Here is a 25,103-nt window from a genome sequence, read left to right as displayed (position 1 = left end):
TTTCGGAGATTCACATGCGCATCCCCTCCCGCGTCATCGGTGGCGCCCTCATCGCCACCTTGCTGACCCAGCTGACGGCCTGCGGCACCCTGTTCTACCCTGACCGTCGCGGCCAGATCGAAGGCAAGATCGACCCTGTGGTGGCGGCCATGGATGCCATAGGTATTCTCTTCTACGTGCTCCCCGGCCTGATCGCCTTCGGCATCGATTTTGCCACCGGTGCCATCTACTACCCTGGCGGCAAGAGCGCTCAGGTCGACCCGGCCAAGCTCAAGCCGGCGATCAATGCAGATGGCCACGTCGACAGGACCAAGCTGCAGGCTATCCTGGAGAGCGAACTGGGCCAGCGCCTGCCGCTGAACGACCCACGGCTGATCCAGCACCGTGGCAGTGTCGAACAACTGGCCAGCTACGGCCTGGTGCCCGCCGCCTGATCTGACCACGGACGATTCATAGCGCATGACCGCCAACGCCGAACACCAACGCCTGCTGCGCCTGGCCACCCGTGCGTCGCTGAGCGTTGCCTGCATCCTGGTGCTGAGCAAGGCCGTGGCCTGGTGGCTGAGCGGCTCGGTCAGCCTGCTGGCCGGGCTGACCGATTCGGCGCTGGATGCCGCCGCCTCGTTCCTTAACCTGCTGGCCGTTCACTACGCTCTGCGCCCCGCCGACGACGACCACCGCTTCGGACATGGCAAGGCCGAAGCCCTGGCCGGCATGGCCCAGGCGCTGTTCATCGGGGTCAGCGCGGTTCTGATCGGGGTCCAGGCGGTTGATCGGTTGTCGTCGCCAGAGCCTTTGGGCGATACCGCTGCCGGTATCGCCGTGATGCTGCTGTCGCTGGTGCTCACTTTCGCGTTGCTGGCATTCCAGCGCAAAGTCATCCGGGCGACTGGCTCCACGGCCGTGCGAGCCGACTCGCTGCATTACCGCTCGGACCTGCTGCTCAACGCCAGCATCCTCCTGGCGCTGCTGCTGGCCCGCTTCGGCTGGCCGCAGCTCGATGCCCTGTTCGGCCTCGGGATCGCCTTGTATATCCTGTGGAGCGCGCTGCATATCGCTCGCGAAAGCACGGCAATCCTGATGGACAAGGAACTGCCGGCCGATGTCGGCGAGCGCATGCATGAAATAGTGCTGGCGATACCAGGCGTGAAGGGCGTACACGACCTGCGCACACGGGTGTCAGGCAACCAGTGGTTTGTGCAGCTGCATCTTGAGTTGCCCGGCGAAATGCCGCTGCACGCCGCCCATGAATTGTGCGTGCAGGCATCTCAGGTCATTCGCCAACACTATCCGCGGGCCGATGTGATGGTTCATGCCGACCCGGTGTAGCCGGCTATCGCAACTGACTTGTCAATTGACGCTGTAGCCGCGGCCGCTCAGGCAGGCCCCCAATGCCCGCCTATAGTTGTCCGCCACATTGGCCGGCGGCGCATAGGTCGCCGTCGCCGGATCGAACCCCGACTGGCTCACCGCCCAGCGGTGGCACTGGTAGCGGTCCTGCTCCTGCTGCTCCGGCCCCTGGCCGTACATCGGGTAGGCGATCACATCATAGCCACTGCCCTGCTGCTGCGGTGCAGGCGCAACGCTGGGCGGGTTGACCACCACGTACTCGCGGCTGTCGGCGAGGTACTGGTAGTAGGTGTCGGCCACCAGGAAGAACAACGCACCGCTCAACCACACCTCGCGGGCATAGGGCGGCAGATAGCCGACCCGCACACCGTAAGGCGGCGTGACCACCACGTAGCCGCCGCCATGTGGCCGGTACCAATACCCGCCCGAGTAGAAGTAGTCCTGCCCACGATAAGGCACCTTCCAGTAGCGGTCCGGGAAGCGATCGACGGTGTGCCCTGGGTGATACTGCGGTCCTGGCCCCCAGCCATTGCCATGACCATCGGGCCGTCCCGACCAATCGCCGCCGGGGCGCTGACCCGGACCTCCCGCCTCCCAGTGACGGTTGTCACCGTAACGCCGGGGAATGTCCTGGTAGTAGCCCTGGCGCGGCGGTTGCGTCTGGCGCACTTCGTCCCGTGAATTGAGCGGTGATCCGCGCCGTTCACCACCGCCCTGCTCCTGCTGGCCGCCATGACCGTCATGCCCGTCTCCGGGGCCCTCGGCCATGGCGCCCAGGCTGATGCCCAGGCCCAGCAAACCAACGCCTGCCAACCGCCAGATGCGCGAACTCATGTTGTTCCTCTCGATGAAAACGCTCGCCTTTACCGTTCGCAGTCTACTGCGCAGACCGCGACCGGCAGATGAAATAGCCGACAGCCTAGCGCGCCAGCAGGCCACGCAGAATTAATTCCAGGGCAACCAGAGCCTGGCCGAGGCGGGAATCGCCGTCCTCCACCTGGGCGATCCAGACCGCCGCCTCCGACAGGCTGCCATGTACCAGGGCCGCCAACGCCCAGGGATCGGCCTCGGCAACCACACTTTGCTGGACCAGCCCGCTGAGCATCCGCTGCAGTGATGCGATGCAATGCTGCTGCGCCTCAGGCGAGGCCGCACCCAGGACGGCGCGCGCATCACGCAGGACAATGCGCTGGATTTCCGGCTCGCGGGCCATGCGCAGGTAGGCCTCGCAACGCTGGCAGAAGCCTTGCCAGGGGTCATCGCAGGATGCGGAGATGGCCAGCAGACGTGCATCCATCTCACCATCGATCTGTGCCACCACGGCCGCCAGCAGGCCCTGCTTGTCGCCGAAATGGTGGTAGAGCGCGCCACGGGTAAGCCCGGCGCGAGCGGTCAGGTCATCCATGGACGCCTGTGCGTAACCTTGTTCGCTGAAGACCTGGCGGGCCATTGCCAGCAAGGCGGCGCGGGTTTCTTCCATCTCGGCGCGGGTGCGACGAACCATGGCCTCTCCTTTACGTACAATCCGTATGAATATTTACATTCAACTCGTATGAATATTTAATCATACGCACTGTACGTATTATCCACGTCCTGCCTTGCCGCCAGCAAGCGGGCCGTCTCACGGAGGAAGCGACATGCCCAACCCTTATGCACACTTGTTCGTCCCGACCGGCACCCTCGGGTTCACCTTGGCCGGCCTGCTGGCCCGCCTGCCGTTGCCCATGACCGGTATCGGCATCATTACGCTGGTGGCGCAATGGCGCGGCAGCTATGCCTTGGCCGGGGCGGTGTCGGCCTGCTTCGTGCTTACCTATGCCCTGTTGTCGCCACAGGTATCACGCCTGGTGGATCGCCTGGGCCAGCGCCGCGTGCTGCCGCGGGCCAGCCTGCTGAGCGTGCTCGGGCTGCTGCTGATGGCTGCCTGCGCCTGGTGGCGTAGCGCCGACTGGCTGCTGTTCGTCGCCGCCCTGCTGGCCGGCTGCATGCCGAGCATGTCGGCTATGGTCCGGGCGCGCTGGACCCATCTGTACCGTGGCCAGCCGCAACTGCAGACTGCCTACTCGCTGGAAACCGTACTCGATGAAGCCAGCTTCATTGCTGGCCCACCGCTGGCCGTCGGGCTCAGCGTGGCGCTGTGGCCCCAGACCGGGTTGCTGGCGGCTGCCGCGTTACTGCTGCTGGGTACCCTGGCGTTGACCCTGCAGACCGGCAGCGAACCACCGGTGGCCCCTGCCGAAACCTCGTCCAGACGTGACCTGCCGGCCTGGCGATGCGACGGGGTGCCTCAGCTGACGCTGCTGATGGCGGCAATGGGCATGATCGTCGGCACCGTGGACATCGTCAGCGTCGCCTTCGCCAGCGAACAAGGGCAACCGGCTGCCGCCAGCCTGGTATTGTCGGCCTATGCCGTGGGCTCCTGCGTTTCCGGGCTGCTGTTCGGCACCCTGCGCTGGCGGATGTCGCAGCCCCGTCAGTTGCTGGTCGGCGCGCTGGCTACCACCCTCAGCACCCTGCCGCTGCTCCTGGTCGGCAATATCGCCCAGCTCGCGGCGGCAGTGTTAATGGCCGGGGTGTTCTTCGCCCCGACCATGATCGTGGCCATGGCCCTGGTCGAGCGCAGCGTGCCAGAGCGCCAGCTGACCGAGGGCCTGACCTGGCTGCTCGCCGGGTTGAATGTCGGCGTGGCCATCGGCGCGGCAGGTGCCGGCCAATGGGTGGACGCCACGACAGCGCGCAGCGGCTTCATGATTGCCGTGATCGGCGGCTTGCTGGTGCTGCTGGCGGCGCTCGCCGTGGCGAGTCGCCGCCAGGCCAGGCCTGTGCAATCTTCAGCACAATAAAAAAGGGAGGCCTTGCGGCCTCCCTTCGGGAATTGTCGTCCGTGCTCGGCACTTGTGGCACCGGCTCACCTCGCGCCGTCTTCTGGACAGTGCGTAGCCCGGGGGCCTGGCGGATCCTGTTGGATCGCTGGCCGCGACCGCCCGCCTAGGGCGCGTCGCCGTGGACTGATGTCCGGGCAGTGATTCTGTTGATAAAGATAGGGCAGACGCCGGGGCAGAGGATTGCGAAGATTGCTCTGTTAAATAGGGCTTGCGCAATTTTTCACTCAGGATCGATAATTCGCCGCAATCTGAACAGAAAAGGCCCTTTTCATGAGCAAGCTCGACCGCTACGACCTGAGCATCCTCGCCGAATTGCAGCGCGATGCGCGCATCTCCAACCAGGAACTGGCCGAACGCATCGGCTTGTCGCCGTCACCCTGCTCACGTCGGGTCAAGCAGCTCGAAGACGACGGTTATATCTCGCGCCAGGTAGCGCTGCTGGATCGCAAGAAACTCGGCCTGAGCCTTACGGCCTATGTGCTGATTGGCATGGACCGGCACACCCCCGAACGTTTCGAAACCTTCGAGGCGGCGATCCGCAGCCTGCCCCAGGTCCTCGAATGCAGCCTGGTTACCGGAATGGACGCCGACTACCAGCTCAAGGTGGTGGTGCCGGACATGGATCATTACCAGAAACTGCTGCTGGGCAGCCTGACTCGTATCGAAGGGGTGACCAGTGTGCGCTCCAGCTTCGTGCTCAACCAGGTACTGGCCAGCACTGAGCTGCCATTGACCCACCTGCGTTGAATCCCTGCGCGCCCGGCGTATGATCGGGCTTTGTGCTTGCCTGGAGTAAACCGATGGATCCCGCCGTATTCGAAGAATGGATGATGATCATCCTCGTCACCGTGCTGATCGCCTTCATGGGCTTCATCGTCTGGGACCTGGCGAAGAAGTCCAAGGCTGGCCGCTTCGGCACGCTGATCCTGTTCTTCGTGCTGGGCCTTGGCGTGCTGGCGTTCATCATCAAGAGCGTGGTGGTGGGGTTCCTGGAAGGGGTCTGACAACCCCACCCTGGGCGGCGACTACAGCTTCGCCGCCACTTCCCGCCAACATCCCTGCTGCAGCCCTTCGATCGTCCAGTCACCGATACGCACCCGCACCAGACGCAAGGTCGGCAGCCCCACCGCCGCCGTCATCCGCCGCACCTGGCGGTTGCGCCCTTCACGGATCACCAGCTCCAGCCAGGCAGTCGGCACGCTCTTGCGAAAGCGGACCGGCGGATTGCGCGGCCACAGCTCGGGTTCCTCGAGCAGGCGTGCCTGCGCCGGTAGCGTGGGCCCGTCGTTGAGTTCGACGCCCTCGCGCAGGCGCTGTAGCTGCTCCTCGCTCGGCTCGCCCTCCACCTGCACCCAGTAGGTCTTGGCCAGCTTGTGCTTGGGGTCGGCGATCCGCGCCTGCAGGCGCCCGTCGTTGGTCAGCAGCAGCAGGCCTTCGCTGTCGCGGTCCAGGCGCCCGGCCGGGTAGATGCCGGGAATGTCGATGAAATCCTTGAGCGTGGCGCGCCCTTCTCCGTCGCTGAACTGGGTGAGCACATCGAACGGTTTGTTGAACAGGATCAGGCGCGGCTCGGCCGGCGGCGCCTTGGGCTGGCGACGCGGGCCGGTGGGTCGCGCCGCAGGGCGACGCGGGTTGCTACGGGGTGGCAGGGGCATGGATCCTCAGCGGAACGGCGGCTCATCGAAGCTGCGCAGTTTACGCGAGTGCAGCGAGTTGAGCTCGGTGCGCAGCAGGTCGAGGGCGGCGATGCCGATCTTCAGGTGCTGGCTGACCGCGCGGTTGTAGAAGGCGTTGGCCGACCCCGGTAGCTTGATCTCGCTGTGCAGCGGCTTGTCGGAGACACACAGCAAGGTGCCGTAGGGAACGCGCAGTCGGTAGCCCTGGGCAGCGATGGTGCCGCTTTCCATGTCTACCGCCACGGCACGGGACAGGTTGATAAGCGGGCGCTCCTGGGCCCAGCGCAGCTCCCAGTTACGGTCGTCGTAGGTGAGCACGGTGCCGGTGCGCAGGCGCTTCTTGAGCTGCTCGCCACGCTCACCAGTGACCTGCGCCGCCGCCTCCTGCAACGCCAGCTGCACCTCGGCCAGGGCCGGGATCGGGATGTTCGGCGGCACAACCCGGTCGAGGATGCCGTCGCGGCGCATGTAGGCGTGGGCCAGCACATAGTCGCCGATGGTCTGCGACTGGCGCAGGCCGCCGCAGTGACCAATCATCAGCCAGCAGTGCGGACGCAGCACCGCCAGGTGGTCGGTGATGTTCTTGGCGTTGGACGGGCCGACGCCGATGTTGACCAGGGTCACGCCATCGCCGTCGGCGGCGATCAGGTGGTAGGCCGGCATCTGGTAGCGGTGCCAGACCACGCTGGCAACCAGCGCCTGGGCCTCGCCGTTGTCCATGCCCTTCTCGATGACCACGTTGCCCGGCAGGACCATGCGCACGAAGCGTGGATCCTCGCGCAGTTGCTCAAGGCCATGGGCGATGAACTGGTCGACGTAGCGGTGGTAGTTGGTCAGCAGGATCCATGGCTGCATGTGCCGCCAGTCGCTGCCGGTGTAGTGCACCAGGCGGCGCAGGGAGAAGTCCACGCGGGCGGCGTCGAACAGCGCCAGCGGCAGGGTCTCGGCGCTTTCCCAGTCGTACAGGCCATCGGCGGTGTTGTCGGTGGCCGCCGACAGGTCGGTGCTGGGGAAAACGCGTGCCAGCTGGGCCGCGGTGATGCCGCTGCCCGCCAGCTCATCGCCCTGGTCTACCACGTAGGGGTAAGGGATGTTCTGTTCGCTGACACCAACTTCCACGGTCACGGTGTAGTCGTGCATCAAGGGGCGCAGCTGTTCGAGCAGGTAGCCACGGAACGCCGCGGGCTGGGTGACGGTGACGCTGTAGGTACCATCCACCTGGACCTTGGCGTAAGCGCGGGTGGTCGCGGCGACTTCGCCCTGGCTGGAATAGATGAGGCGCAGGGCCGGGTAGCGAAACAGCGCGCGTTCTTCGTCACCGGGCTCGGTGCGGTCTTTCAGGTAGCGCTTGAGGGCCTGGCTCAGGGCACCGGTGGCCTGTTCATGCAAGGCCGCCAGACGGTCGACGGCCTGTTCGGGGGTATCAACGACTACAAACGCTTGGCTCACGCTGGGCTTCCTGTCTTATGGAATGCATGACCACCATCTTGCCTGCGTTGCAGGGTAAAAACACCCCCGCGATGGCGTTACCCAGTCCACGCCGGCGTGGCCCTGGCCACCAACGCCGCAGCATCCACCCCGCGCGGCAACGCACCATACACCCGCCCGCCAGCGCCCAGCCGGCTGCCGATGAACGCATCGCTCACCGTGGCGTTGCCCGCCTCCAGCAACAGCTTGGCCTGCAACGCCACGGCGATGTCCTCGGTCAGTTGCCGGGCGCGGTACTGGATATCGCCGGTATCGGCGAAGGCGCCCTTGAGGTTGCCGATGAACGCCGCCAGGCGTGGGTCGCCATGACCATCCCCGAGCTCAGTGAAAAGTGCCTCCAGTACACCTGGCTCCTTCGACAAGGCGCGCAGCACGTCCAGACACTGCACATTGCCCGAGCCCTCCCAGGTCGAGTTGACCGGCGCCTCGCGGTACAGCCGCGGGAGGATGCTGTCCTCGACGTAGCCGGCGCCGCCCAGGCACTCGGCGGCCTCGTTGATCATCCCGGGGGCGCGCTTGCAGATCCAGTACTTGCCCACGGCTGTCACCAGGCGGGCGAAATGTGCCTGCTGCGGGTCGTCGAGCCGATCAAGCGCCTGGCCCATGCGCAGGCTCAGGGCCAATGCGGCCTCGCTTTCCAGGGCCAGGTCGGCGAGCACGTTCTGCATCAAGGGCTGTTCGGCCAGCACGCGCCCACCGACCTTGCGATGGGCGCAATGATGCGCGGCCTGGGTCAAGGCCTGGCGCATCAAGGCGCTGGAGCCGACCATGCAATCGAAGCGGGTCATGGCCACCATCTCGATGATGGTCGGCACGCCGCGCCCCTCCTCGCCCACCATCCAGGCCAGGGCGCCACGGAACTCCACTTCGCTGGATGCGTTGGAACAGTTGCCGAGCTTGTTCTTCAGGCGCTGGATATAGAACTGGTTGCGGTTGTCGTCAGGGCGGTGGCGCGGCAACAGGAAGCAGCTCAGGCCCTTGTCGGTCTGCGCCAGGGTAAGGAAGGCATCGCACATCGGCGCCGAGCAGAACCATTTGTGCCCCACCAGTTCATAGGGCTGGCCCGGCCCGGGCGCGCCGACCGGGTAAGCGCGGGTGGTGTTGGCGCGCACATCGGTACCGCCCTGCTTCTCGGTCATGGCCATGCCGATCGTGACGCCGGCCTTGTGCCGGTCGCCGACATTGCGCGGGTCGTACTCGCGGGCAAGGACCTTGGGCAGCCAGTAGCCAGCCAGCTCGGGCTGCAGGCGCAGGGCCGGCACGGCGGCGAAGGTCATGGTCAGCGGGCAGCCGGTACCGGCTTCGGCCTGGCTGTGCAGATAGGTCATCGAGGCCCGGGCCACGTGGGCACCGTCTCGTGGCTCCGCCCACGGCAACGAGGGCAGGCCATGCTCGACGGCAGTACGCATCAACTGGTGATACGCGGGATGGAATTCCACCAGGTCGATGCGGTGACCATAGCGGTCATGGCTGCTGAACTCGGGCTTGTGGGCATTGGCCAGGAAACCCGCCGCCATCAGCGGGCCACCGGCCAGGGCGCCGTAGGCGTCGATCCGCGACTCGGCCCAGCCGGCACCGAAGCGCCGCGACCACTCCTGCAAGGGCTGGTCGAGGCGGTAGAGGTTGGCACCGTCGAGGGACGGCGGCTGGTTGGTGACTTCGTGGGTTTCCGCGAACTGGTGCAGGTTCATCGTGGGCCTCCTGGATCCGTTCATGCCTGGATAACCCAGTGAAGCACCGCGGGCCGGTCAGTCAAAGTGACAAAACGGACTACATCGGGGGCACCTCTGTTCAGAAGCGGTCCAGCCTCGAGGCGGCACGCGCCGGTGGAGCCTGCACCTGTGCCACCGCCAGGGGCAGCGTCAGCTCGAACCGACTGCCCAGCCCCTGCGTGGACTCATGGGACAACGTGGCGCCGATCAACTCGCTCAACTGGCGGCAGATGGACAGGCCGATCCCCAATCCGCCATAGCGCCGGGTCATCGAACCGTCCACCTGGAAGAAGCGCTGGTACAGCACCGCCTGGTCCAGGTCGTCGAAACCGATGCCACTGTCGCTGACCGTGAGGCTCAGGGCCAGGCTGTCAGGTCCGGTACGCCGGCCACGGGCCTGCACGGTAACGCCGCCCTGGTGGGTGAACTTCAGCCCGTTGTCCACCAGGCACGCCAGGCAGCGGGCGAGCTTCTGCGCATCGCCGACCAGGCTGTCGGGCAGGTCGGCGGGGATGTCCAGGCTCAGGTACAGGCCCTTGGCCAGCGCCTGGCTCGCATAACCGGCCCGCAGTTCCTGGAGCAGGCGCCGTAGGCTGAACGCCATGCCATGGTTGCGCAGGCGCCCGGCCTGCAGTTCGGTGAGGATGAGGATATCGTCGACCATCGCCATCATGTCCTGGGCCGAACCGGTGGCGGTGCGATGGTACTGAGCCTGCTCGGCGCTCATGGGCAGTGTGTGCAGCAGCTCCAGCGAACCGATCACGCCGTTCATCGGCGTGCGCAGCTCGTGGGTCACGGTGGCGAGGAACTCGTCCTTGAGCCGGTTGCTGCGGGCCAGTTGCAGGTTCATCTGCTCCAGGGTGCGTCCGGTTTCGCGCAGGGCCTGGGCCTGCTGCTCACGCAAACTGTTGATGCGGTCGGCCAGGGCCAGCGACAACAGCGCCACTTCCAGCGCAGCGCCCAACTGACTGGCGTACATGGTGATGAACAGGTTGGGCAGGTACCCCAGCACCATCAAGGTGTTGACCAGCCCGCCGACGAGGAAGGCCGTCCAGGCGATGATGAACCAGCGCGCCACGCGCAAGCCGCGCCACCAGGCATACAACCCCGCACTGAAGACGCTCACGGTGAACAACAGCGCCAGCAGCGTGGCCATGCGCAGCGCCACGCCGTAACGCAGGGTCACCGCCAGCACCATCACCAGCGCGCCGCCAGCCATCAACCCCTTCAGCAGGCGGTCGAGGCCACGGCTGAGGTTGCCCAGTTGCAGGAAGTGCCGGGCGAACTGGCAGCCGAACAGCCCGGCGGCGCCGATGAAAAATGGCGTGGCGGCGTTGGCCCACCAGGGACTGTCGGGCCAGAAGTAGGCGATGCCGGCACCATTGACCGAGACCTGATAAAGGCCGAACGAAGCGATGTAGAGGATGTAGTACAGGTAGCTGACATCACGCACACTGAGGTAGAGAAACAGGTTGTACACCAGCATCACCAGCAGCACGCCATAGATCATCCCCAGCACATAAAGACGCGTGGGCTGGTCTTCCAGATAAGCCTGAGCCGACCACAAGGTCAGCGGCGCCTGGATCGAACCCTCGCTCTGCAGACGCAAGTAGGCGGTCGTCGCCTGACCGGGACGCAGTGGCAGCTCGAACAGGTAGTTGTTCTGGCGGATCTGCCGGCTGGCATAGGGCAGGGCATCACCCGTGCGCTGGGCCAGCCGATAAGTGCCCTGGGCGTCGGGCAGATAGAGTTCCAGATGATCCAGCGGCGGGTAGGCAAGCTCCAGCAACCACTGGCGTGGTGCTGGCGAAGGTGTGGCTGCATAGGCGAGATCGACCCGGAGCCAGAAAACGGAGGTCGAATAGCCGGCGTTGAGCACCTCGTCGTGATGGGCATGGAAGCGTTTGGCGAATGCACCGGCACTGACCTGGGCGATGCTGGCGCTGCCTTCGTGGTCTTCATAGACCTGCATGTAGCGGCCCAGCGGCAAGCGTCCGGTGGCGTCGTCGAATTCGACCGCTCCGGCCAGCAGGGGCAAGCAGCCCAGAAGCACAATCAGCAAATAGCGCATACAGCCCCAGCATGGCCTGTCCGGTCGCGTCGCGGTTGCCTCCCTTCCCTTTGAGACGACGTGATCCGGCAGAACCCGTTCATCGAGTTATCCGAGCACTCTAGCATAGCCTCCAGCATTGCTCAGCAGCTACTGTCAATTTCAAAGCAGAGGCTCTAGAACGCACGTTTCAGAATATCCAATAAAACCAATCTGACCACTTGATCAGCAAATCTCTCACCGCGACCGAACCGCACAAAAAGGTTTGGTGATAAGCTCGCCGACCATGAATACCTACAGCTCCCGCCCCGTTGTCCTCTGTCTCTCCGGCCACGACCCCAGTGGTGGCGCCGGGCTGCAGGCAGATATCGAAGCCCTGATCGCCCAGGGTTGTCACGCCGCACCCGCCGTGACCGCCCTGACCGTGCAGGATACCGTCAACGTTTCCGACTTCCGCGTGCTCGACCGCGAGTGGGTGCTGGCCCAGGCCAACGCCGTGCTGGCCGACTCCACGGTGGCCGCGGTGAAGCTGGGGATGCTCGGCTCGATCGAGATGGTCGACACCGTCGCCGAACTGCTGGCCGCCCACCCGCACCTGCCACTGGTCTGCGACCCGGTGCTGCGCGCCGGTGGCGGTGGCCGCCTGGGCAAGGACGAGGTCGGCTACGCGCTGCGCGAACGCCTGCTGCCGCTGGCCACCATCGCCACGCCGAACCTGCCGGAAGCACGCATTCTGGCGGAACTGCCCGAAGGCACCGCAGACGAGTGCGCCGAGAAATTGCTGCCGTTCTGTAGACACCTGTTGATAACCGGCGGTCACGGCGACGAGGTGGAAATCCACAACCGCCTGTATAGCCGCGACGGTCAACAGCACACCTGGACCTGCCAACGCCTGCCGGGCAGCTACCACGGCTCGGGCTGCACCCTGGCCAGTGCCCTTGCCGGCCGCCTGGCCCTGGGCGAAGCATTGACCAGCGCCGTGCGCAGCGCCCTGGACTACACCTGGCGCACCCTGCGCGACGCAGAGCAGCTGGGCAAGGGCCAGTACGTGCCGCGCCGCCTGCCCCTGGATTTCTGTTCCTGACTCGAGGCCATCCGATGAAGCTCCGCGGTCTGTACGCGATCACCGACAGCCAGCTGCTGGCCGGCCGTTTCCTCTCCCACGTTGAAGCGGCACTGGAAGGTGGCGTTCGTCTGCTGCAATACCGCGACAAGAGCGACGACACCGCCCCCAGACTGCGCGAGGCCGAAGCGCTGAAGACGCTCTGTGAGCGTTACGGCACCGAGCTGATCATCAACGACGACGCCGAACTGGCTGCCCGCCTGGGCGTTGGCGTGCACCTCGGCCAGACCGATGGCCCGCTCACGCCGGCCCGCGCCCTGCTCGGCCGCCAGGCGATCATCGGCTCGACCTGCCACGCCAGCCTCGACCTCGCGCAGCAGGCCGCCAACGAGGGCGCCAGCTATGTCGCCTTCGGTCGCTTCTTCAATTCCGTCACCAAACCGGGTGCGCCCGCCGCCAGCGTCGATCTGCTGGAGCAGGCCCGCGCCCAGGTCAAGCTGCCGATCGCGGTGATCGGCGGCATCACCCTCGACAACGCCGCCCCGCTAGTCGCCCATGGCGCCGACCTGCTGGCGGTGATCCACGGCCTGTTCGGTGCCGACAGCGCGCAGGAAGTCACCCGCCGCGCCCGCGCCTTCAATGCCCTGTTCGCTTGCTGATTTCGAGAGAAGATCCCATGTCCCGTTCCGAAGCCCTGTTCGCCCAAGCCCAGAAACACATCCCCGGTGGCGTCAACTCGCCGGTGCGCGCCTTCAAGAGCGTCGGCGGCACCCCACTGTTCTTCAAGCACGCCGAAGGCGCCTACGTCATCGATGAAGACGACAAGCGCTACGTCGACTATGTCGGTTCCTGGGGCCCGATGATCCTCGGCCATGCCCATCCGGACGTGCTGGACTCCGTACGCAAGCAGTTGGAGCACGGTTTGTCCTACGGCGCGCCGACCGCCATGGAAACCGAGATGGCCGACCTGGTCTGCTCGATCGTGCCGTCGATGGAGATGGTGCGCATGGTCAGCTCCGGCACCGAAGCGACCATGAGCGCCATCCGCCTGGCCCGTGGCTACACCGGCCGTGACGCCATCATCAAGTTCGAAGGCTGCTACCACGGTCACTCCGACAGCCTGCTGGTCAAGGCCGGCTCCGGCCTGCTGACCCAGGGTGTGCCAAGCTCGGCCGGGGTGCCGGCGGACTTCGCCAAGCACACCCTGACCCTACCGTTCAACGACATCGCCGCGGTCGAGAAGACCCTGGCCGACGTCGGCCAGACCGTGGCCTGCATCATCGTCGAGCCGGTGGCCGGCAACATGAACTGCGTGCCGCCGGCGCCGGGCTTCCTCGAAGGCCTGCGCGCATTGTGCGACAAACACGGCGTGGTACTGATCTTCGACGAGGTGATGACCGGCTTCCGCGTCTCCCTTGGCGGTGCCCAAGGCCACTACGGCATCACCCCCGACCTGTCGACCTTCGGCAAGATCGTCGGCGGCGGCATGCCGGTCGGCTGCTTCGGAGGCAAGCGCGAGATCATGGGCTGCATCGCCCCGCTGGGCCCGGTCTACCAGGCCGGTACCCTGTCGGGCAATCCGTTGGCCATGGCCGCCGGCCTGACCACCCTGAAGCTGATCAGCCGCCCGGGCTTCCATGACGAGCTGAGTGCCTTCACCAGCCGCATGCTCGATGGCCTGCAACAGCGTGCCGACGCTGCCGGTATCCCGTTCGTAACCACCCAGGCGGGCGCCATGTTTGGCCTGTACTTCAGCGGCGCCGACGATATCGTCACCTTCGACGACGTGATGGCCAGCGATGCCGAACGCTTCAAGCGCTTCTTCCATCTGATGCTCGAAGGCGGCGTTTACCTGGCGCCAAGCGCATTCGAGGCGGGCTTCACCTCAATCGCCCATGGTGACAAGGAGCTGCAGATCACCCTGGATGCTGCCGAGCGGGCATTTGCCAAGCTGAAGTAAAGGATGTGCCTGGCTCTGCCTGATTGCGATCAGGCAGAGCCAGGCAAGCCTGTGACACCCATCACAACCCGACGCGTCCCATTGTGCTGTAGAAATTCGCGTAAATCTTTGTAAGGTAGGCGCTGCTTATCCCATAATGTGCCACCAGAGACATTGGCCGCAGCTTTGCAGAGGTAAGTCGATCCCCATGAACCGCACCGGCCGCGCCCTGACCCTGGGCTGCCTGTTGCTTCTTCAGCCCCTGCTGGCACTGGCAGAGGGCGGTAATTCGTTGCTGATTCCGGCGACGGGCCGCTGCGCCCTCGATACCGCGCCCGAAGACCTGCAAAATGCCCTCAAGGCCTGTGAGCAAATCGCGCAGTCAGGGGATGCCGAAGCGCAGTACGAGCTGGGCGAGTTCTACTACAGCGGCACACCGCGTCAACTCGACAACGCGCTCAAATGGTTCGAGAAAGCCTCGCTGCAAGGCCAGGCGCAGGCACAGTACCGCCTCGGATCGATGTTCTTCCACGGTGAAGGGGTCAAGGCGAACAACGTCCAAGCCTACATACTGCTCAAGATCGCCGCGGTCAACGGTGCCGAGGACGCGCTGGACATGGCTGACGAAGTCACCGAGCAAATGCCCCGCGACGAACTCGAGCACGCTACCCAGGTACTCGGCCAGATCTTCCGCAAATACCTGCTGGAACTGCAGAATGCCGAAGGGCGCACCCCTTTCTCTCCCCTTCCCTGAACCATTGCCCTGCCTGTAGCTGGCCCCTATCATCAATTCGTCAGCTTGCCCCGCCATGCTCGAGGACGCTTCGCACCGACCCTTGATCGTTTCAGTGCTTTCGCCACTGCCACTCTAGGGTTATTCTTGAGTTCACATTCATTGCCGTCGAGCGGCTAAAAACGACCTTGAACGCACCCATACAACCCCATCGCTTCATCCTCGAACCCTTCGAGGCCCACCGTTTCGCCAACCTGTGCGGCCAGTTCGACGAGCACCTGCGCCTGATCGAACAACGCCTGGCCATCGAGATCCGCAACCGCGGCAATCAGTTCGAACTGATTGGAGAACCCAAGACCACTTCTGCCGCCGAACAGCTGCTGCGCCGCCTCTATCGCGAGACCAAGGCAACCGACCTGTCGCCGGAAACGGTCCACCTTTATCTTCAGGAATCGGCGGTTGAGAGCCTCGAGAATCCGGCTGTCAACGAGGTCAGCGTCTCGCTGCGCACGCGCAAGGGCAACATTCGCCCACGCGGCGTCAACCAGCAGCGCTACGTCAAGGAAATCCTGGCCAACGACATCAACTTCGGCATCGGCCCGGCCGGTACCGGCAAGACCTACCTGGCCGTAGCCTGCGCGGTCGATGCGCTGGAGCGCGAGCAGGTGCGCCGCATCTTGCTGGTGCGCCCGGCGGTCGAGGCCGGCGAAAAGCTCGGTTTCCTGCCCGGCGACCTGGCCCAAAAGATCGACCCGTACCTACGCCCGCTCTACGACGCACTTTACGAGATGCTTGGCTTCGAGCACGTGGCCAAACTGATCGAGCGCCAGGTGATCGAGATCGCTCCGCTGGCCTACATGCGCGGCCGCACCCTGAACAACAGCTTCATCATCCTCGACGAGAGTCAGAACACCACGCTCGAACAGATGAAGATGTTCCTCACCCGCATCGGCTTTGGCTCGACCGCGGTGATCACCGGTGACATCACCCAGGTCGACCTGCCCCGCGGCACCAAGTCGGGCCTGGCCCATGTGATCGAGGTGCTCAAGGACGTGCCAGGCATCAGCTTCACCCATTTCCAGCCAAAGGACGTGGTACGCCACCCGTTGGTGCAGCGTATCGTCGAAGCCTACGACCGCTTCGAAGCCCGTCAGTCCAAGCCCGAGGCACCCGGCAAAGATGCTTGAACTCGACCTGCAACGGGCCACGGACGCCGCTGCCCCGGATGACGCCGCCTTCCGCCGATGGTGCGAACTTGCCCTGCGCCAGCGCAGCGCCGACTCGGAAATGACCATTCGCCTGGTCGACGCCGCCGAAGGCCGCGAGCTGAACCACACCTACCGGCACAAGGACTACGCCACCAACGTGCTGTCATTCCCCGCCGACGTCCCGGACGAGTTGCTCGATATCCCGCTGTTGGGTGACCTGGTGATCTGCGTGCCAGTGGTCGAGCGCGAGGCCGCCGAACAGGGCAAATCCCTGGAGGCGCACTGGGCGCACCTGGTCATCCACGGCTGCCTGCACCTGCTCGGCTACGACCACATCGAAGACGATGAGGCCGAGGAAATGGAAGCGTTGGAACGGCAATTGCTGGCGGAACTGGGTCATCCGGACCCTTACGCCGACGACGAAACCGAAACAATCACACACTGATACTGCAAGGATCACGAGTAACCGCCATGAGCGAAGACCGATCGAGCAACGGGCAAAAGTCCTGGTTGGGTAAGCTGACCCAGGCTTTTGCCCATGAGCCGAAAAACCGCCAGGAGCTCCTCGAGCTGCTGCGCGAAGCCCATCAGAACAAGCTGCTCGACAGCGAAGCGCTGACCATCGTCGAAGGCGCCATCCAGGTCGCCGACCTGCAGGTGCGCGACATCATGGTGCCGCGTTCGCAGATGATCAGCATCAAGGCCAACCAGTCGCCCCGCGAGTTCCTGCCGGCAGTTATCGATGCCGCGCACTCGCGCTACCCGGTGATTGGCGAGAGCCACGACGATGTGCTCGGCATCCTGCTCGCCAAGGACCTGCTGCCGCTGATCCTCAAGGAGAATGGCGACAGCTTCAACATCAAGGATCTGCTGCGCCCGGCTACCTTCGTGCCCGAGTCCAAGCGCCTGAACGTGCTGCTGCGCGAGTTCCGCGCCAACCACAATCACATGGCCATCGTCATCGACGAGTACGGCGGCGTGGCGGGGCTGGTGACCATCGAAGACGTGCTCGAGCAGATCGTCGGCGATATCGAGGACGAGCATGACGTCGAGGAAGACAGCTACATCAAGCCGCTGCCCAGCGGCGACTTCCTGGTCAAGGCCCTGACCCCGATCGAGAACTTCAACGAGTTCTTCGACAGCGAGTTCTCCGATGACGAGTTCGATACGGTCGGCGGCCTGGTGATGAGTGCGTTCGGCCATTTGCCCAAACGTAACGAAACCACCGAGATCGGCGGCTACCGCTTCCGCATTCTCAATGCCGACAGCCGCCGGATACACTTGCTGCGCCTGACACCGATCAACCGTTAAGGACGAACATGCGCTGGATCACCCGCCCCGGCTGGCCCGGTAACCTGCTGGCCATGGCGGCCGGCGCTTCCACCCTGCTGGCCCTGGCCCCCTTCGACATCTGGCCGCTGGCCCTGCTGTCCCTCGCGCTGTTCTATGCAGGGCTGCGCGAACTGAGCCCGCGCCAGGCGCTGGGCCGGGGCTGGTGCTTCGGCTTCGGCCTCTACGGTGCCGGCACCTGGTGGATCTACGTCAGCATGAACACCTATGGCGGCGCCTCGCCGCTGCTGGCAATCCTGCTGCTGCTGGCGTTTTTCGCCTGCCTGGCCTTCTTCTTCGCCCTGCCCGCCTGGCTTTGGGCACGCTGGTTGCGGCGTGACGAGGCGCCACTGGCCGACGCCTTGTGCTTTGCCGCCCTGTGGTTGCTGCAAGAAGCTTTCCGAGGCTGGTTCCTCACCGGTTTCCCGTGGCTCTACGCAGGTTACAGCCAGCTCGACGGCCCCCTCGCGGGCCTGGCGCCGCTGGGCGGTGTGTGGCTGATCTCGTTCGCTCTGGCGTTGACCGCGGCCCTGCTGTGCAACCTCCATCGCCTTCGCGAGCGCCGCTCGTTCTTGGCCGTTGGTGTAGCACTGTTGGTGGCGCCTTGGATTATTGGCCTGGCTCTGAAGGATCATGCCTGGACGCAACCGGCGGGCGATCCACTGAAGGTCGCTGCCCTGCAAGGCAACGTCGAACAGGATCTGAAGTGGGACCCGGCACACGTGAATGCGCAACTGGCGCTGTACCGTGACATGAGCTTCAGCTCGAAGCCCGTCGATCTGCTGATCTGGCCGGAAACCGCCGTGCCGGTACTCAAGGACCAGGCCCAGGGCTACATCGACATGATGGGCACCTTCGCCGCCGAACGGCATTCGGCGTTGATCACCGGGTTGCCGGTGCGGCAGATGGTTCACCACCAACGCCGCTACTTCAACGGCATCACTGTGGCCGGCGAAGGCGACGGCACCTACCTCAAGCAGAAGCTGGTGCCCTTCGGTGAGTATGTGCCCTTGCAGGACATGCTGCGCGGCCTGATCGAGTTCTTCAACTTGCCGATGTCGGATTTCGCCCGTGGCCCCGCGGACCAGCCACTGCTGCAGGCCAAGGGGTACCAGGTTGCCCCGTACATCTGCTACGAAGTGGTCTATCCCGAGTTCGCTGCGAGCCTGGCCGCACGCAGCGACCTGCTGCTGACCATCAGCAACGACACTTGGTTCGGCACCTCGATCGGCCCGCTGCAGCACCTGCAGATGGCCCAGATGCGCGCGCTGGAGGCCGGCCGCTGGATGATCCGCGCCACCAACAACGGTGTGACCGCGCTGATCGACCCGTTCGGCAGGATCACCGCGCAGGTCCCGCAGTTCCAGCGGGCGGTCCTGTATGGCGAGGTGGTACCGATGCAGCAACTGACGCCGTACCTGCAATGGCGCTCGTGGCCGCTGGCGATCGTCTGCGTGCTGCTACTGGGCTGGGCCTTGCTGGCCGGACGCATCGCGCGAACCGTCTGAGGCACCCCTGGGGCTGCTACGCAGCCCCAGTCCTTAGTAGAACAGGCGATACCCCACCAAGCCCGCCGCCTCGTTGAGCAACTGCCCGCTCTGCCACATTGCCCGGGTTTCCGGCAGCAATCCCGCGAACGGCCGCGCATGATCCCTCCCCAGGAACCCCACCGGTGCCGGTACCACTTCGAACCCGGCCCGCTCGAAACTCCAGCGCGAGCGCTGCATGTGCCAGGCCTGTGTCACCACCACTACCCGCTTGATACCCAGCGGCTGCAACACCTTGGCGCTGAACTCGGCGTTTTCCCAGGTGGTGCGGCTGGCTTCCTCCTTCCAGGAAACCTTTACCGCAAAATCCGCCTCCAGGCGGTCAGCCATCAGCTGGGCCTCACTGGGCGGCGTGCCATAGTGCAAGCCACCGCTGGTCAGCACCGGCAGCCCTGAGGCCTTGGCCAGTTGCGCGGCGTAGCGCATGCGCTCGAGGGCGACGTAGGTTGGCTGATCAAGACCACCCCAGGCCGGATCGCCGCGCTCCCGCCCGGCACCCAGGACCACGATGGCGTCGGCCCTGGAGGCCAGGCCTGCCCACCCCTCGAGCGCCAACGCAGGCTCTGTTTCAAGGGTTCGGGCAACTTGCTCGACCGTCAGTGGCAAGCTCATCAGCCACAAGCCACCCAACCCCAGGGTGAAACAGGCCGCGGCCAGGCGTGGACGGCGACGGCGCCACCACCAAGCGGCAAGCAGCAACAGGAACAGGACGCCGGGCGGCATCAACCATTGTTTGATGAAAAAGCGCAGCGGCATCACACACCTCCATGGAAGGCGTGCAGCCTAAGAGGATCGGCGCCGGGCCTCAAGGGCAACCGGCGCCGATCGATGCGTGCATTGCGAAAACCGGCGCGTCGCCGCGCCTGCAACCCTGAACGGCTATCGGGACGGCAATGTCCTGGAGCTGGCTGGGGCGCCGGGGCGCCTGCGGTCCTTGAGCCAGACGATCCTGGCCGAGGACGGCTCCGGTTGCGGGTAGGCACCGGCACTGGCAAAGCGGCCGTCCGGGAGGGATTCCAGGTAGGCCTTGATGACTTCGAACTCGGCATGGCTCAGGCCACGCAACTCCAGTTCGGCAGGCATCTCGTCGCGCAATCGCACCGAGGTCCTGGCCACTTCCAATGCCAGGCCCAGCCGGTCGATCAGGCGTTCGTATAGCTCCGGTTTGCTTGCGGTTAGTTGCGACTCTCCCATCCGTTCACCTCATTGAAGGTAAGAATATCTCCCCCCACAAATGAGCTTAGCGTCACTCGTAAAAGCGGCCGGGCGCCGCGACCAACGGCCCGCGCGGCGGGCGATGCAATCAGGGTTTCCCACGATGCGCGGCGCTCATGTATGCTACGGCGTTCACTCTTGCAGATCCGGAGTGCCGGACGCAGCAAGCCCGAGCTGCCTGGAACATGTCTCTTATCTCTCAATACAAAGTAGCCATGCACGAACAATACACGCCCCGTGATGTAGAAGCCGCCGCCCAGAATGCCTGGGACGAGCAACAATCGTTCGCTGTCACCGAACAGCCAGGCAAAGACACCTACTATTGCCTATCGATGTTCCCGTACCCGAGCGGCAAGCTACACATGGGCCACGTGCGCAACTACACCATCGGTGACGTGATCGCCCGCTACCAGCGCATGCTGGGCAAGAACGTCCTGCAACCGATGGGCTGGGACGCCTTCGGCATGCCGGCGGAAAACGCCGCGATGAAAAACAACGTCGCCCCGGCCAAGTGGACCTACGAGAACATCGACTACATGAAGACCCAGCTCAAGAGCCTGGGTCTGGCCATCGACTGGTCGCGTGAAGTCACCACCTGCAAACCGGACTACTACCGTTGGGAGCAGTGGCTGTTCACCCGCCTGTTCGAAAAAGGCATCATCTACCGCAAGAACGGCACCGTGAACTGGGACCCGGCGGACCAGACCGTACTGGCCAATGAACAAGTCATCGACGGCCGCGGCTGGCGCTCGGGCGCGCTGATCGAAAAGCGCGAAATCCCGATGTACTACTTCCGCATCACCGACTATGCCGACGAGCTGCTGGAAAGCCTCGACGAGCTGCCGGGCTGGCCCGAGCAGGTCAAGACCATGCAGCGCAACTGGATCGGCAAGTCCCGCGGCATGGAAGTGCAGTTCCCCTATGACCAGGCGAGCATCGGTCATGAGGGCACCCTGAAAGTCTTCACCACCCGTCCGGACACCCTGATGGGCGCGACCTACGTGGCCGTCGCCGCCGAACACCCGCTGGCCACCCAGGCCGCCCAGGGCAATCCGGCGCTGCAGGCGTTCATCGACGAGTGCAAGAGCGGCAGCGTCGCCGAGGCCGACATGGCCACGCAGGAGAAGAAGGGCATGGCCACTTCCCTGTTCGTCGAGCACCCGCTGACCGGCGAGAAGCTGCCGGTATGGGTCGCCAACTACGTGCTGATGCACTACGGCGATGGCGCGGTCATGGCCGTGCCGGCGCACGACGAGCGCGACTTCGAATTCGCCCACAAGTACAACCTGCCGGTCAAGGCGGTGGTACGCACCAGCGTCGGCGACGAAGTCGGCAGCGAGTGGCTGGCCGCCTACGGCGAGCATGGCCAGCTGATCAACTCCGGCGAATTCGACGGCCTGGATTTCCAGGGTGCCTTCGACGCCATCGAGGCCGCGCTGATCCGCAAGGACCTCGGCAAGTCGCGCACCCAGTTCCGCCTGCGCGACTGGGGCATCAGCCGTCAGCGCTACTGGGGCTGCCCGATCCCGATCATCCACTGCCCATCCTGCGGCGACGTGCCGGTGCCGGAAGACCAGCTGCCGGTCACCCTGCCGGAAAACGTGGTTCCGGACGGTGCCGGTTCGCCCCTGGCACGCATGCCCGAGTTCTACGAGTGCACCTGCCCGAAATGCGGCACCGCGGCCAAGCGCGAAACCGACACCATGGACACCTTCGTCGAGTCGTCCTGGTACTTCGCCCGCTACGCTTCGCCGAACTACGACAAGGGCCTGGTCGATCCGAAAGCCGCCAACCACTGGCTGCCGGTTGACCAATACATCGGCGGCATCGAGCACGCCATCCTGCACCTGCTGTATGCGCGCTTCTTCCACAAGCTGATGCGCGACGAAGGCCTGGTCACCTCCAACGAGCCGTTCAAGAACCTGCTGACCCAGGGCATGGTCGTCGCCGAAACCTATTACCGCGTAGCCAGCAACGGCGGCAAGGACTGGTTCAACCCGGCCGACGTCGAGATCGAGCGTGATGCCAAGGCCAAGATTATCGGCGCTCGCTTGAAGACCGACGGCCTGCCGGTGGAAATCGGCGGCACCGAAAAGATGTCCAAGTCGAAGAACAACGGCGTCGACCCACAGTCGATGATCGAGCAGTACGGCGCCGATACCTGCCGCCTGTTCATGATGTTTGCCTCGCCACCCGACATGAGCCTGGAGTGGTCCGACTCCGGCGTCGAAGGCGCCAGCCGTTTCCTGCGCCGCGTTTGGCGCCTGGCCCAGGCCCACGTGGCCCAGGGCCTGCCGGGCACGCTGGACATCGCCGCCCTGAGCGACGAGCAGAAGGTCATCCGTCGCGCCATCCATGCTGCGATCAAGCAGGCCAGCACCGACGTGGGCCAGTACCACAAGTTCAACACCGCCATCGCCCAGGTGATGACCGTGATGAACGTGCTGGAGAAGGCGCCACAGGCCACCGCCCAGGACCGCGCCCTGCTGCAGGAGGGCCTCGAGGCCGTGACCCTGCTGCTGGCACCGATCACCCCGCACATCTCCCATGAGCTGTGGAAAGCACTGGGCCACGACCAGGCGGCGATCGACGCGGCCTGGCCGACGGTCGACGAGAACGCACTGGTGCAGGACACCGTGACGCTGGTGGTTCAGGTCAACGGCAAGCTGCGTGGCCAGGTAGAGATGCCGGCCGCTGCCAGTCGCGAGGAAGTCGAAGCCGCCGCTCGCAACAACGAGAATGTCCTGCGCTTCACCGACGGCCTGACCATCCGCAAGGTCATCGTCGTTCCGGGCAAACTGGTCAACATCGTCGCCAACTGATGGCAACGCCCGCCTGCATATCCTGCCGGCGGGCGTAATCGGTCCACGAGGGAGCAACACACATGATCAAACGCAATCTGCTGGTAATGGGCCTGGCTGTGCTGCTCAGCGCCTGCGGTTTCCAGCTGCGCGGCACCGGCACTACCGAACTGACCATCAAGGAGCTGGACCTCAGCGCCCGCAACGCCTATGGCGAGACCATTACCCAACTGCGCCGTACGCTGCAGAACAGTGGTGTCAAAGTGTACAACGGCGCCCCCTACAAGCTCGTGCTCACCAATGAGCAGGAGAGCCAGCGCGCCGCGACCTATACAGGTGGCAGCCGCTCAGCCGAGTACGAGCTGACCACTGTGCTGAATTACACAGTCGAGGGCCAGAACGACACGGTACTGCTGGAAGACAAGCTGCAGGTACAGAAGTACTACGTCTACGATGGCAACAACATCAACGGCTCGGGCCAGGAAGCCGTCCAGGTCCGTCAGGAAATGCGCCGTGACCTGGTCCAAGGCATGATGGTCCGCCTTCAGCAACTGACTCCGGTGCGCCTGCAAGACCTTCAGCACAAGGCCGACGAACGCGCCAAGGCTGAAGCCCGCGCCCTCCAGGAGGCACAGCGTATCCAGGACGAGACGCCCCAGCAGTCGCCGCTGGAAGTCCCGGCTCCCTGAGCCTGAACGGGGCACCTGAGGTGCCCCGCCCTTCGCCATGAAGCTCTCCCCCGCTCAACTCAACAAGCACCTGCAAGGCCAGCTGGCGCCCGTCTACATCGTCAGCGGTGACGACCCGCTGCTGTGCCAGGAGGCCGCCGACGCCATCCGCAGCGCCGCGCGCCAGCAGGGCTACGACGAACGCCAGGTGTTCAGCGCCGATGCCAACTTCGACTGGGGCAATCTGCTGCTGGCCGGGGCAAGCCTGTCGTTGTTCGCCCAGCGCCGGCTGCTGGAGCTGCGCCTGCCCTCGGGCAAGCCCGGCGACAAAGGCGCTGCCGCGCTGATGGAATACTGCGCCAACCCGGCCGAGGACACGCTACTGCTGATCAGCCTGCCCAAGCTCGATGGCAGCGCGCAGAAAACCAAGTGGGGCAAGGCCTTGATCGAAGGCGCGCACTGCCAGTTCATCCAGATCTGGCCAGTGGACGCCCAGCAATTGCCGCAGTGGATCAACCAGCGCCTGTCCCAGGCCGGGCTGTCGGCCCAGCGTGACGCCATCGACCTGATCGCCGCTCGGGTCGAGGGCAACCTGCTGGCCGCCGCCCAGGAGATCGAGAAGCTCAAGTTGCTCGCCGAGGGCAACCAGATCACCGTCGAGACCGTCCAGGCCGCTGTTGCCGACAGCGCCCGCTTCGATGTGTTCGGGTTGGTCGATGCCATTCTAAATGGCGAAGCGGCCCATGCCCTGCGCATGCTCGAGGGGCTACGCGGCGAAGGTGTCGAGCCGCCGGTCATTCTCTGGGCCCTTGCCCGCGAACTGCGCCTGCTGGCCGGCCTCGCGCAGCAGTTCAGCCAGGGCGTGCCACTGGACAAGGCGTTCAGCCAGGCCCGACCGCCGGTGTGGGACAAGCGCCGTCCGCTGGTGAGCAAAGCCTTGCAGCGCCTCTCTGCGCAGCGCTGGGCCATGCTCCTGCAGGATGCCCAGCGTATCGATGCACAGATCAAGGGCCAGGCCGAGGGCTCGCCATGGACCAGTCTGGCGCGCTTGTCGCTGCTCATGGCCGGGCAGCGCCTGGCGCTGCCCGCCGAGTAAGGCTCATCGTGGGTCACGCCCGCGATGAGCCCTGACGCCATAAACACAATCAATTGGCTCACATAGCGCTACAGGCCTAGAGTGCGCCCGCAATCCACACAGATCGGGGATCCACCATGAGCAAGAAGCCGAAGAAGCACGGCCCCAACAAGGCCAAGTCGATCATCGCCCAACCACTGTTCCGCTGCCGCCAGGAACAGGCAGGAAAAGGCAAAGGCAGCTACCGCCGCGAAGCCTTCCAATCGAGAGATTGGGAGGCTTCCTGCTTTATGGCCGCCTGAAAAGGCATGAAATGCGCAGGCATGGTATGGTCGGCACCTGACCTGCAATTCTGGATCTGTGC

25 protein-coding genes are annotated in these 25,103 nt (G+C 64.8%); 17 read left to right on the top strand and 8 right to left on the bottom strand.

Going from position 1 to position 25,103, the window contains the following annotated elements; translation table 11 throughout:
* The first annotated feature begins 14 nt into the window (after positions 1 to 14).
* Positions 15 to 434, top strand: coding sequence for a hypothetical protein (locus LU688_RS02960; protein WP_023631922.1), 420 nt, complete (start codon positions 15 to 17; stop codon positions 432 to 434).
* 25 nt (positions 435 to 459) lie between these two features.
* Positions 460 to 1,329: a cation diffusion facilitator family transporter gene (locus LU688_RS02955; RefSeq protein ID WP_023631923.1), complete on the top strand. Its 870-nt coding sequence runs from the start codon at positions 460 to 462 to the stop codon at positions 1,327 to 1,329.
* 21 nt (positions 1,330 to 1,350) lie between these two features.
* On the opposite strand, the gene LU688_RS02950 is transcribed toward LU688_RS02955, so the two are convergent.
* Both LU688_RS02950 and LU688_RS02945 read right to left on the bottom strand, forming a co-directional pair.
* Positions 1,351 to 2,184, bottom strand: a complete 834-nt coding sequence (locus LU688_RS02950; RefSeq protein ID WP_046857260.1) for a DUF6515 family protein — start codon at positions 2,182 to 2,184, stop codon at positions 1,351 to 1,353.
* Positions 2,185 to 2,269: 85 nt separating this feature from the next.
* Complete coding sequence (locus LU688_RS02945) at positions 2,270 to 2,854, bottom strand: TetR/AcrR family transcriptional regulator (protein ID WP_094012277.1); 585 nt, start codon at positions 2,852 to 2,854, stop codon at positions 2,270 to 2,272.
* A gap of 133 nt (positions 2,855 to 2,987) precedes the next feature.
* Here LU688_RS02945 and LU688_RS02940 point away from each other — a divergent pair, with 133 nt between their 5' ends.
* The 3 genes from LU688_RS02940 (at position 2,988) to LU688_RS02930 (ending at position 5,239) form a co-directional block, all read left to right on the top strand.
* Positions 2,988 to 4,193: an MFS transporter gene (locus LU688_RS02940; protein ID WP_160290985.1), complete on the top strand. Its 1,206-nt coding sequence runs from the start codon at positions 2,988 to 2,990 to the stop codon at positions 4,191 to 4,193.
* Between the two features lie 312 nt (positions 4,194 to 4,505).
* Positions 4,506 to 4,982, top strand: a complete 477-nt coding sequence (locus tag LU688_RS02935) for an Lrp/AsnC family transcriptional regulator (RefSeq protein WP_011535815.1) — start codon at positions 4,506 to 4,508, stop codon at positions 4,980 to 4,982.
* Positions 4,983 to 5,035: 53 nt separating this feature from the next.
* Entirely contained in the window at positions 5,036 to 5,239 is a 204-nt protein-coding gene (locus tag LU688_RS02930) for a DUF2788 domain-containing protein (RefSeq protein ID WP_023631482.1), read from the top strand.
* 21 nt (positions 5,240 to 5,260) lie between these two features.
* On the opposite strand, the gene LU688_RS02925 is transcribed toward LU688_RS02930, so the two are convergent.
* The 4 genes from LU688_RS02925 to LU688_RS02910 form a co-directional block, all read right to left on the bottom strand.
* Entirely contained in the window at positions 5,261 to 5,890 is a 630-nt protein-coding gene (locus tag LU688_RS02925; protein ID WP_094012279.1) for a pseudouridine synthase, read from the bottom strand.
* Between the two features lie 6 nt (positions 5,891 to 5,896).
* The gene (gene amn, locus LU688_RS02920; RefSeq protein WP_023632409.1) at positions 5,897 to 7,360 is read right to left on the bottom strand and encodes an AMP nucleosidase; all 1,464 of its coding nucleotides are present in this window, start codon (positions 7,358 to 7,360) and stop codon (positions 5,897 to 5,899) included.
* Between the two features lie 77 nt (positions 7,361 to 7,437).
* Positions 7,438 to 9,090 (bottom strand): acyl-CoA dehydrogenase family protein, encoded by a 1,653-nt coding sequence (locus tag LU688_RS02915; RefSeq protein ID WP_094012280.1) that lies wholly within the window; start codon positions 9,088 to 9,090, stop codon positions 7,438 to 7,440.
* Between the two features lie 100 nt (positions 9,091 to 9,190).
* The gene (locus LU688_RS02910; protein ID WP_094012281.1) at positions 9,191 to 11,182 is read right to left on the bottom strand and encodes a sensor histidine kinase; all 1,992 of its coding nucleotides are present in this window, start codon (positions 11,180 to 11,182) and stop codon (positions 9,191 to 9,193) included.
* A 265-nt stretch (positions 11,183 to 11,447) separates the two neighbouring features.
* Here LU688_RS02910 and LU688_RS02905 point away from each other — a divergent pair, with 265 nt between their 5' ends.
* The 8 genes from LU688_RS02905 (at position 11,448) to lnt (ending at position 18,941) form a co-directional block, all read left to right on the top strand.
* Positions 11,448 to 12,245: a hydroxymethylpyrimidine/phosphomethylpyrimidine kinase gene (locus LU688_RS02905; protein ID WP_038707286.1), complete on the top strand. Its 798-nt coding sequence runs from the start codon at positions 11,448 to 11,450 to the stop codon at positions 12,243 to 12,245.
* Positions 12,246 to 12,259: 14 nt separating this feature from the next.
* Positions 12,260 to 12,883: a thiamine phosphate synthase gene (gene thiE, locus LU688_RS02900; protein WP_038707285.1), complete on the top strand. Its 624-nt coding sequence runs from the start codon at positions 12,260 to 12,262 to the stop codon at positions 12,881 to 12,883.
* A gap of 17 nt (positions 12,884 to 12,900) precedes the next feature.
* Positions 12,901 to 14,184, top strand: a complete 1,284-nt coding sequence (hemL, locus tag LU688_RS02895; RefSeq protein ID WP_038707284.1) for a glutamate-1-semialdehyde 2,1-aminomutase — start codon at positions 12,901 to 12,903, stop codon at positions 14,182 to 14,184.
* 187 nt (positions 14,185 to 14,371) lie between these two features.
* Positions 14,372 to 14,917 (top strand): tetratricopeptide repeat protein, encoded by a 546-nt coding sequence (locus tag LU688_RS02890; RefSeq protein ID WP_031314991.1) that lies wholly within the window; start codon positions 14,372 to 14,374, stop codon positions 14,915 to 14,917.
* A 167-nt stretch (positions 14,918 to 15,084) separates the two neighbouring features.
* Positions 15,085 to 16,083 (top strand): PhoH family protein, encoded by a 999-nt coding sequence (locus LU688_RS02885; RefSeq protein WP_023630354.1) that lies wholly within the window; start codon positions 15,085 to 15,087, stop codon positions 16,081 to 16,083.
* The gene (gene ybeY / locus LU688_RS02880) at positions 16,076 to 16,549 is read left to right on the top strand and encodes an rRNA maturation RNase YbeY (RefSeq protein WP_023630353.1); all 474 of its coding nucleotides are present in this window, start codon (positions 16,076 to 16,078) and stop codon (positions 16,547 to 16,549) included. Before LU688_RS02885 ends, ybeY begins: the two co-directional genes overlap by 8 nt.
* A 26-nt stretch (positions 16,550 to 16,575) precedes the next feature.
* Positions 16,576 to 17,415 carry a CorC family transporter gene (locus tag LU688_RS02875; RefSeq protein WP_023630352.1) on the top strand — a complete coding sequence of 280 codons (840 nt, stop codon included), beginning with the start codon at positions 16,576 to 16,578 and terminating at the stop codon, positions 17,413 to 17,415.
* An 8-nt stretch (positions 17,416 to 17,423) separates the two neighbouring features.
* Positions 17,424 to 18,941, top strand: coding sequence for an apolipoprotein N-acyltransferase (gene lnt, locus LU688_RS02870; protein ID WP_094012282.1), 1,518 nt, complete (start codon positions 17,424 to 17,426; stop codon positions 18,939 to 18,941).
* Between the two features lie 33 nt (positions 18,942 to 18,974).
* Here the strand turns inward: lnt and LU688_RS02865 are convergent, their stop codons facing one another.
* Together LU688_RS02865 and LU688_RS02860 are read right to left on the bottom strand one after the other, a co-directional pair.
* Positions 18,975 to 19,736 (bottom strand): YdcF family protein, encoded by a 762-nt coding sequence (locus LU688_RS02865; protein WP_094012283.1) that lies wholly within the window; start codon positions 19,734 to 19,736, stop codon positions 18,975 to 18,977.
* Positions 19,737 to 19,859: 123 nt separating this feature from the next.
* The gene (locus LU688_RS02860) at positions 19,860 to 20,174 is read right to left on the bottom strand and encodes a hypothetical protein (protein ID WP_023631398.1); all 315 of its coding nucleotides are present in this window, start codon (positions 20,172 to 20,174) and stop codon (positions 19,860 to 19,862) included.
* A 236-nt stretch (positions 20,175 to 20,410) separates the two neighbouring features.
* Here LU688_RS02860 and leuS point away from each other — a divergent pair, with 236 nt between their 5' ends.
* From leuS to arfA, 4 genes are all read left to right on the top strand, one after another.
* A complete protein-coding gene (gene leuS / locus LU688_RS02855; RefSeq protein ID WP_094012284.1) occupies positions 20,411 to 23,017 on the top strand; it encodes a leucine--tRNA ligase in 2,607 nt (868 codons plus the stop codon).
* A gap of 62 nt (positions 23,018 to 23,079) precedes the next feature.
* Positions 23,080 to 23,685, top strand: coding sequence for an LPS-assembly lipoprotein LptE (locus LU688_RS02850; protein WP_094012285.1), 606 nt, complete (start codon positions 23,080 to 23,082; stop codon positions 23,683 to 23,685).
* A gap of 37 nt (positions 23,686 to 23,722) precedes the next feature.
* Complete coding sequence (holA, locus tag LU688_RS02845) at positions 23,723 to 24,760, top strand: DNA polymerase III subunit delta (RefSeq protein WP_094012286.1); 1,038 nt, start codon at positions 23,723 to 23,725, stop codon at positions 24,758 to 24,760.
* Positions 24,761 to 24,876: 116 nt separating this feature from the next.
* A complete protein-coding gene (gene arfA, locus LU688_RS02840) occupies positions 24,877 to 25,041 on the top strand; it encodes an alternative ribosome rescue factor ArfA (RefSeq protein WP_023630277.1) in 165 nt (54 codons plus the stop codon).
* Positions 25,042 to 25,103: the final 62 nt, after the last annotated feature.

Source organism: Pseudomonas soli, from assembly GCF_021283165.2.
GTDB classification, from domain to species: Bacteria; Pseudomonadota; Gammaproteobacteria; order Pseudomonadales; family Pseudomonadaceae; genus Aquipseudomonas; species Aquipseudomonas soli.
The sequence above is the reverse complement of the archived record's forward strand: the minus strand, read 5'-3'. Positions and strand labels throughout refer to the sequence as shown.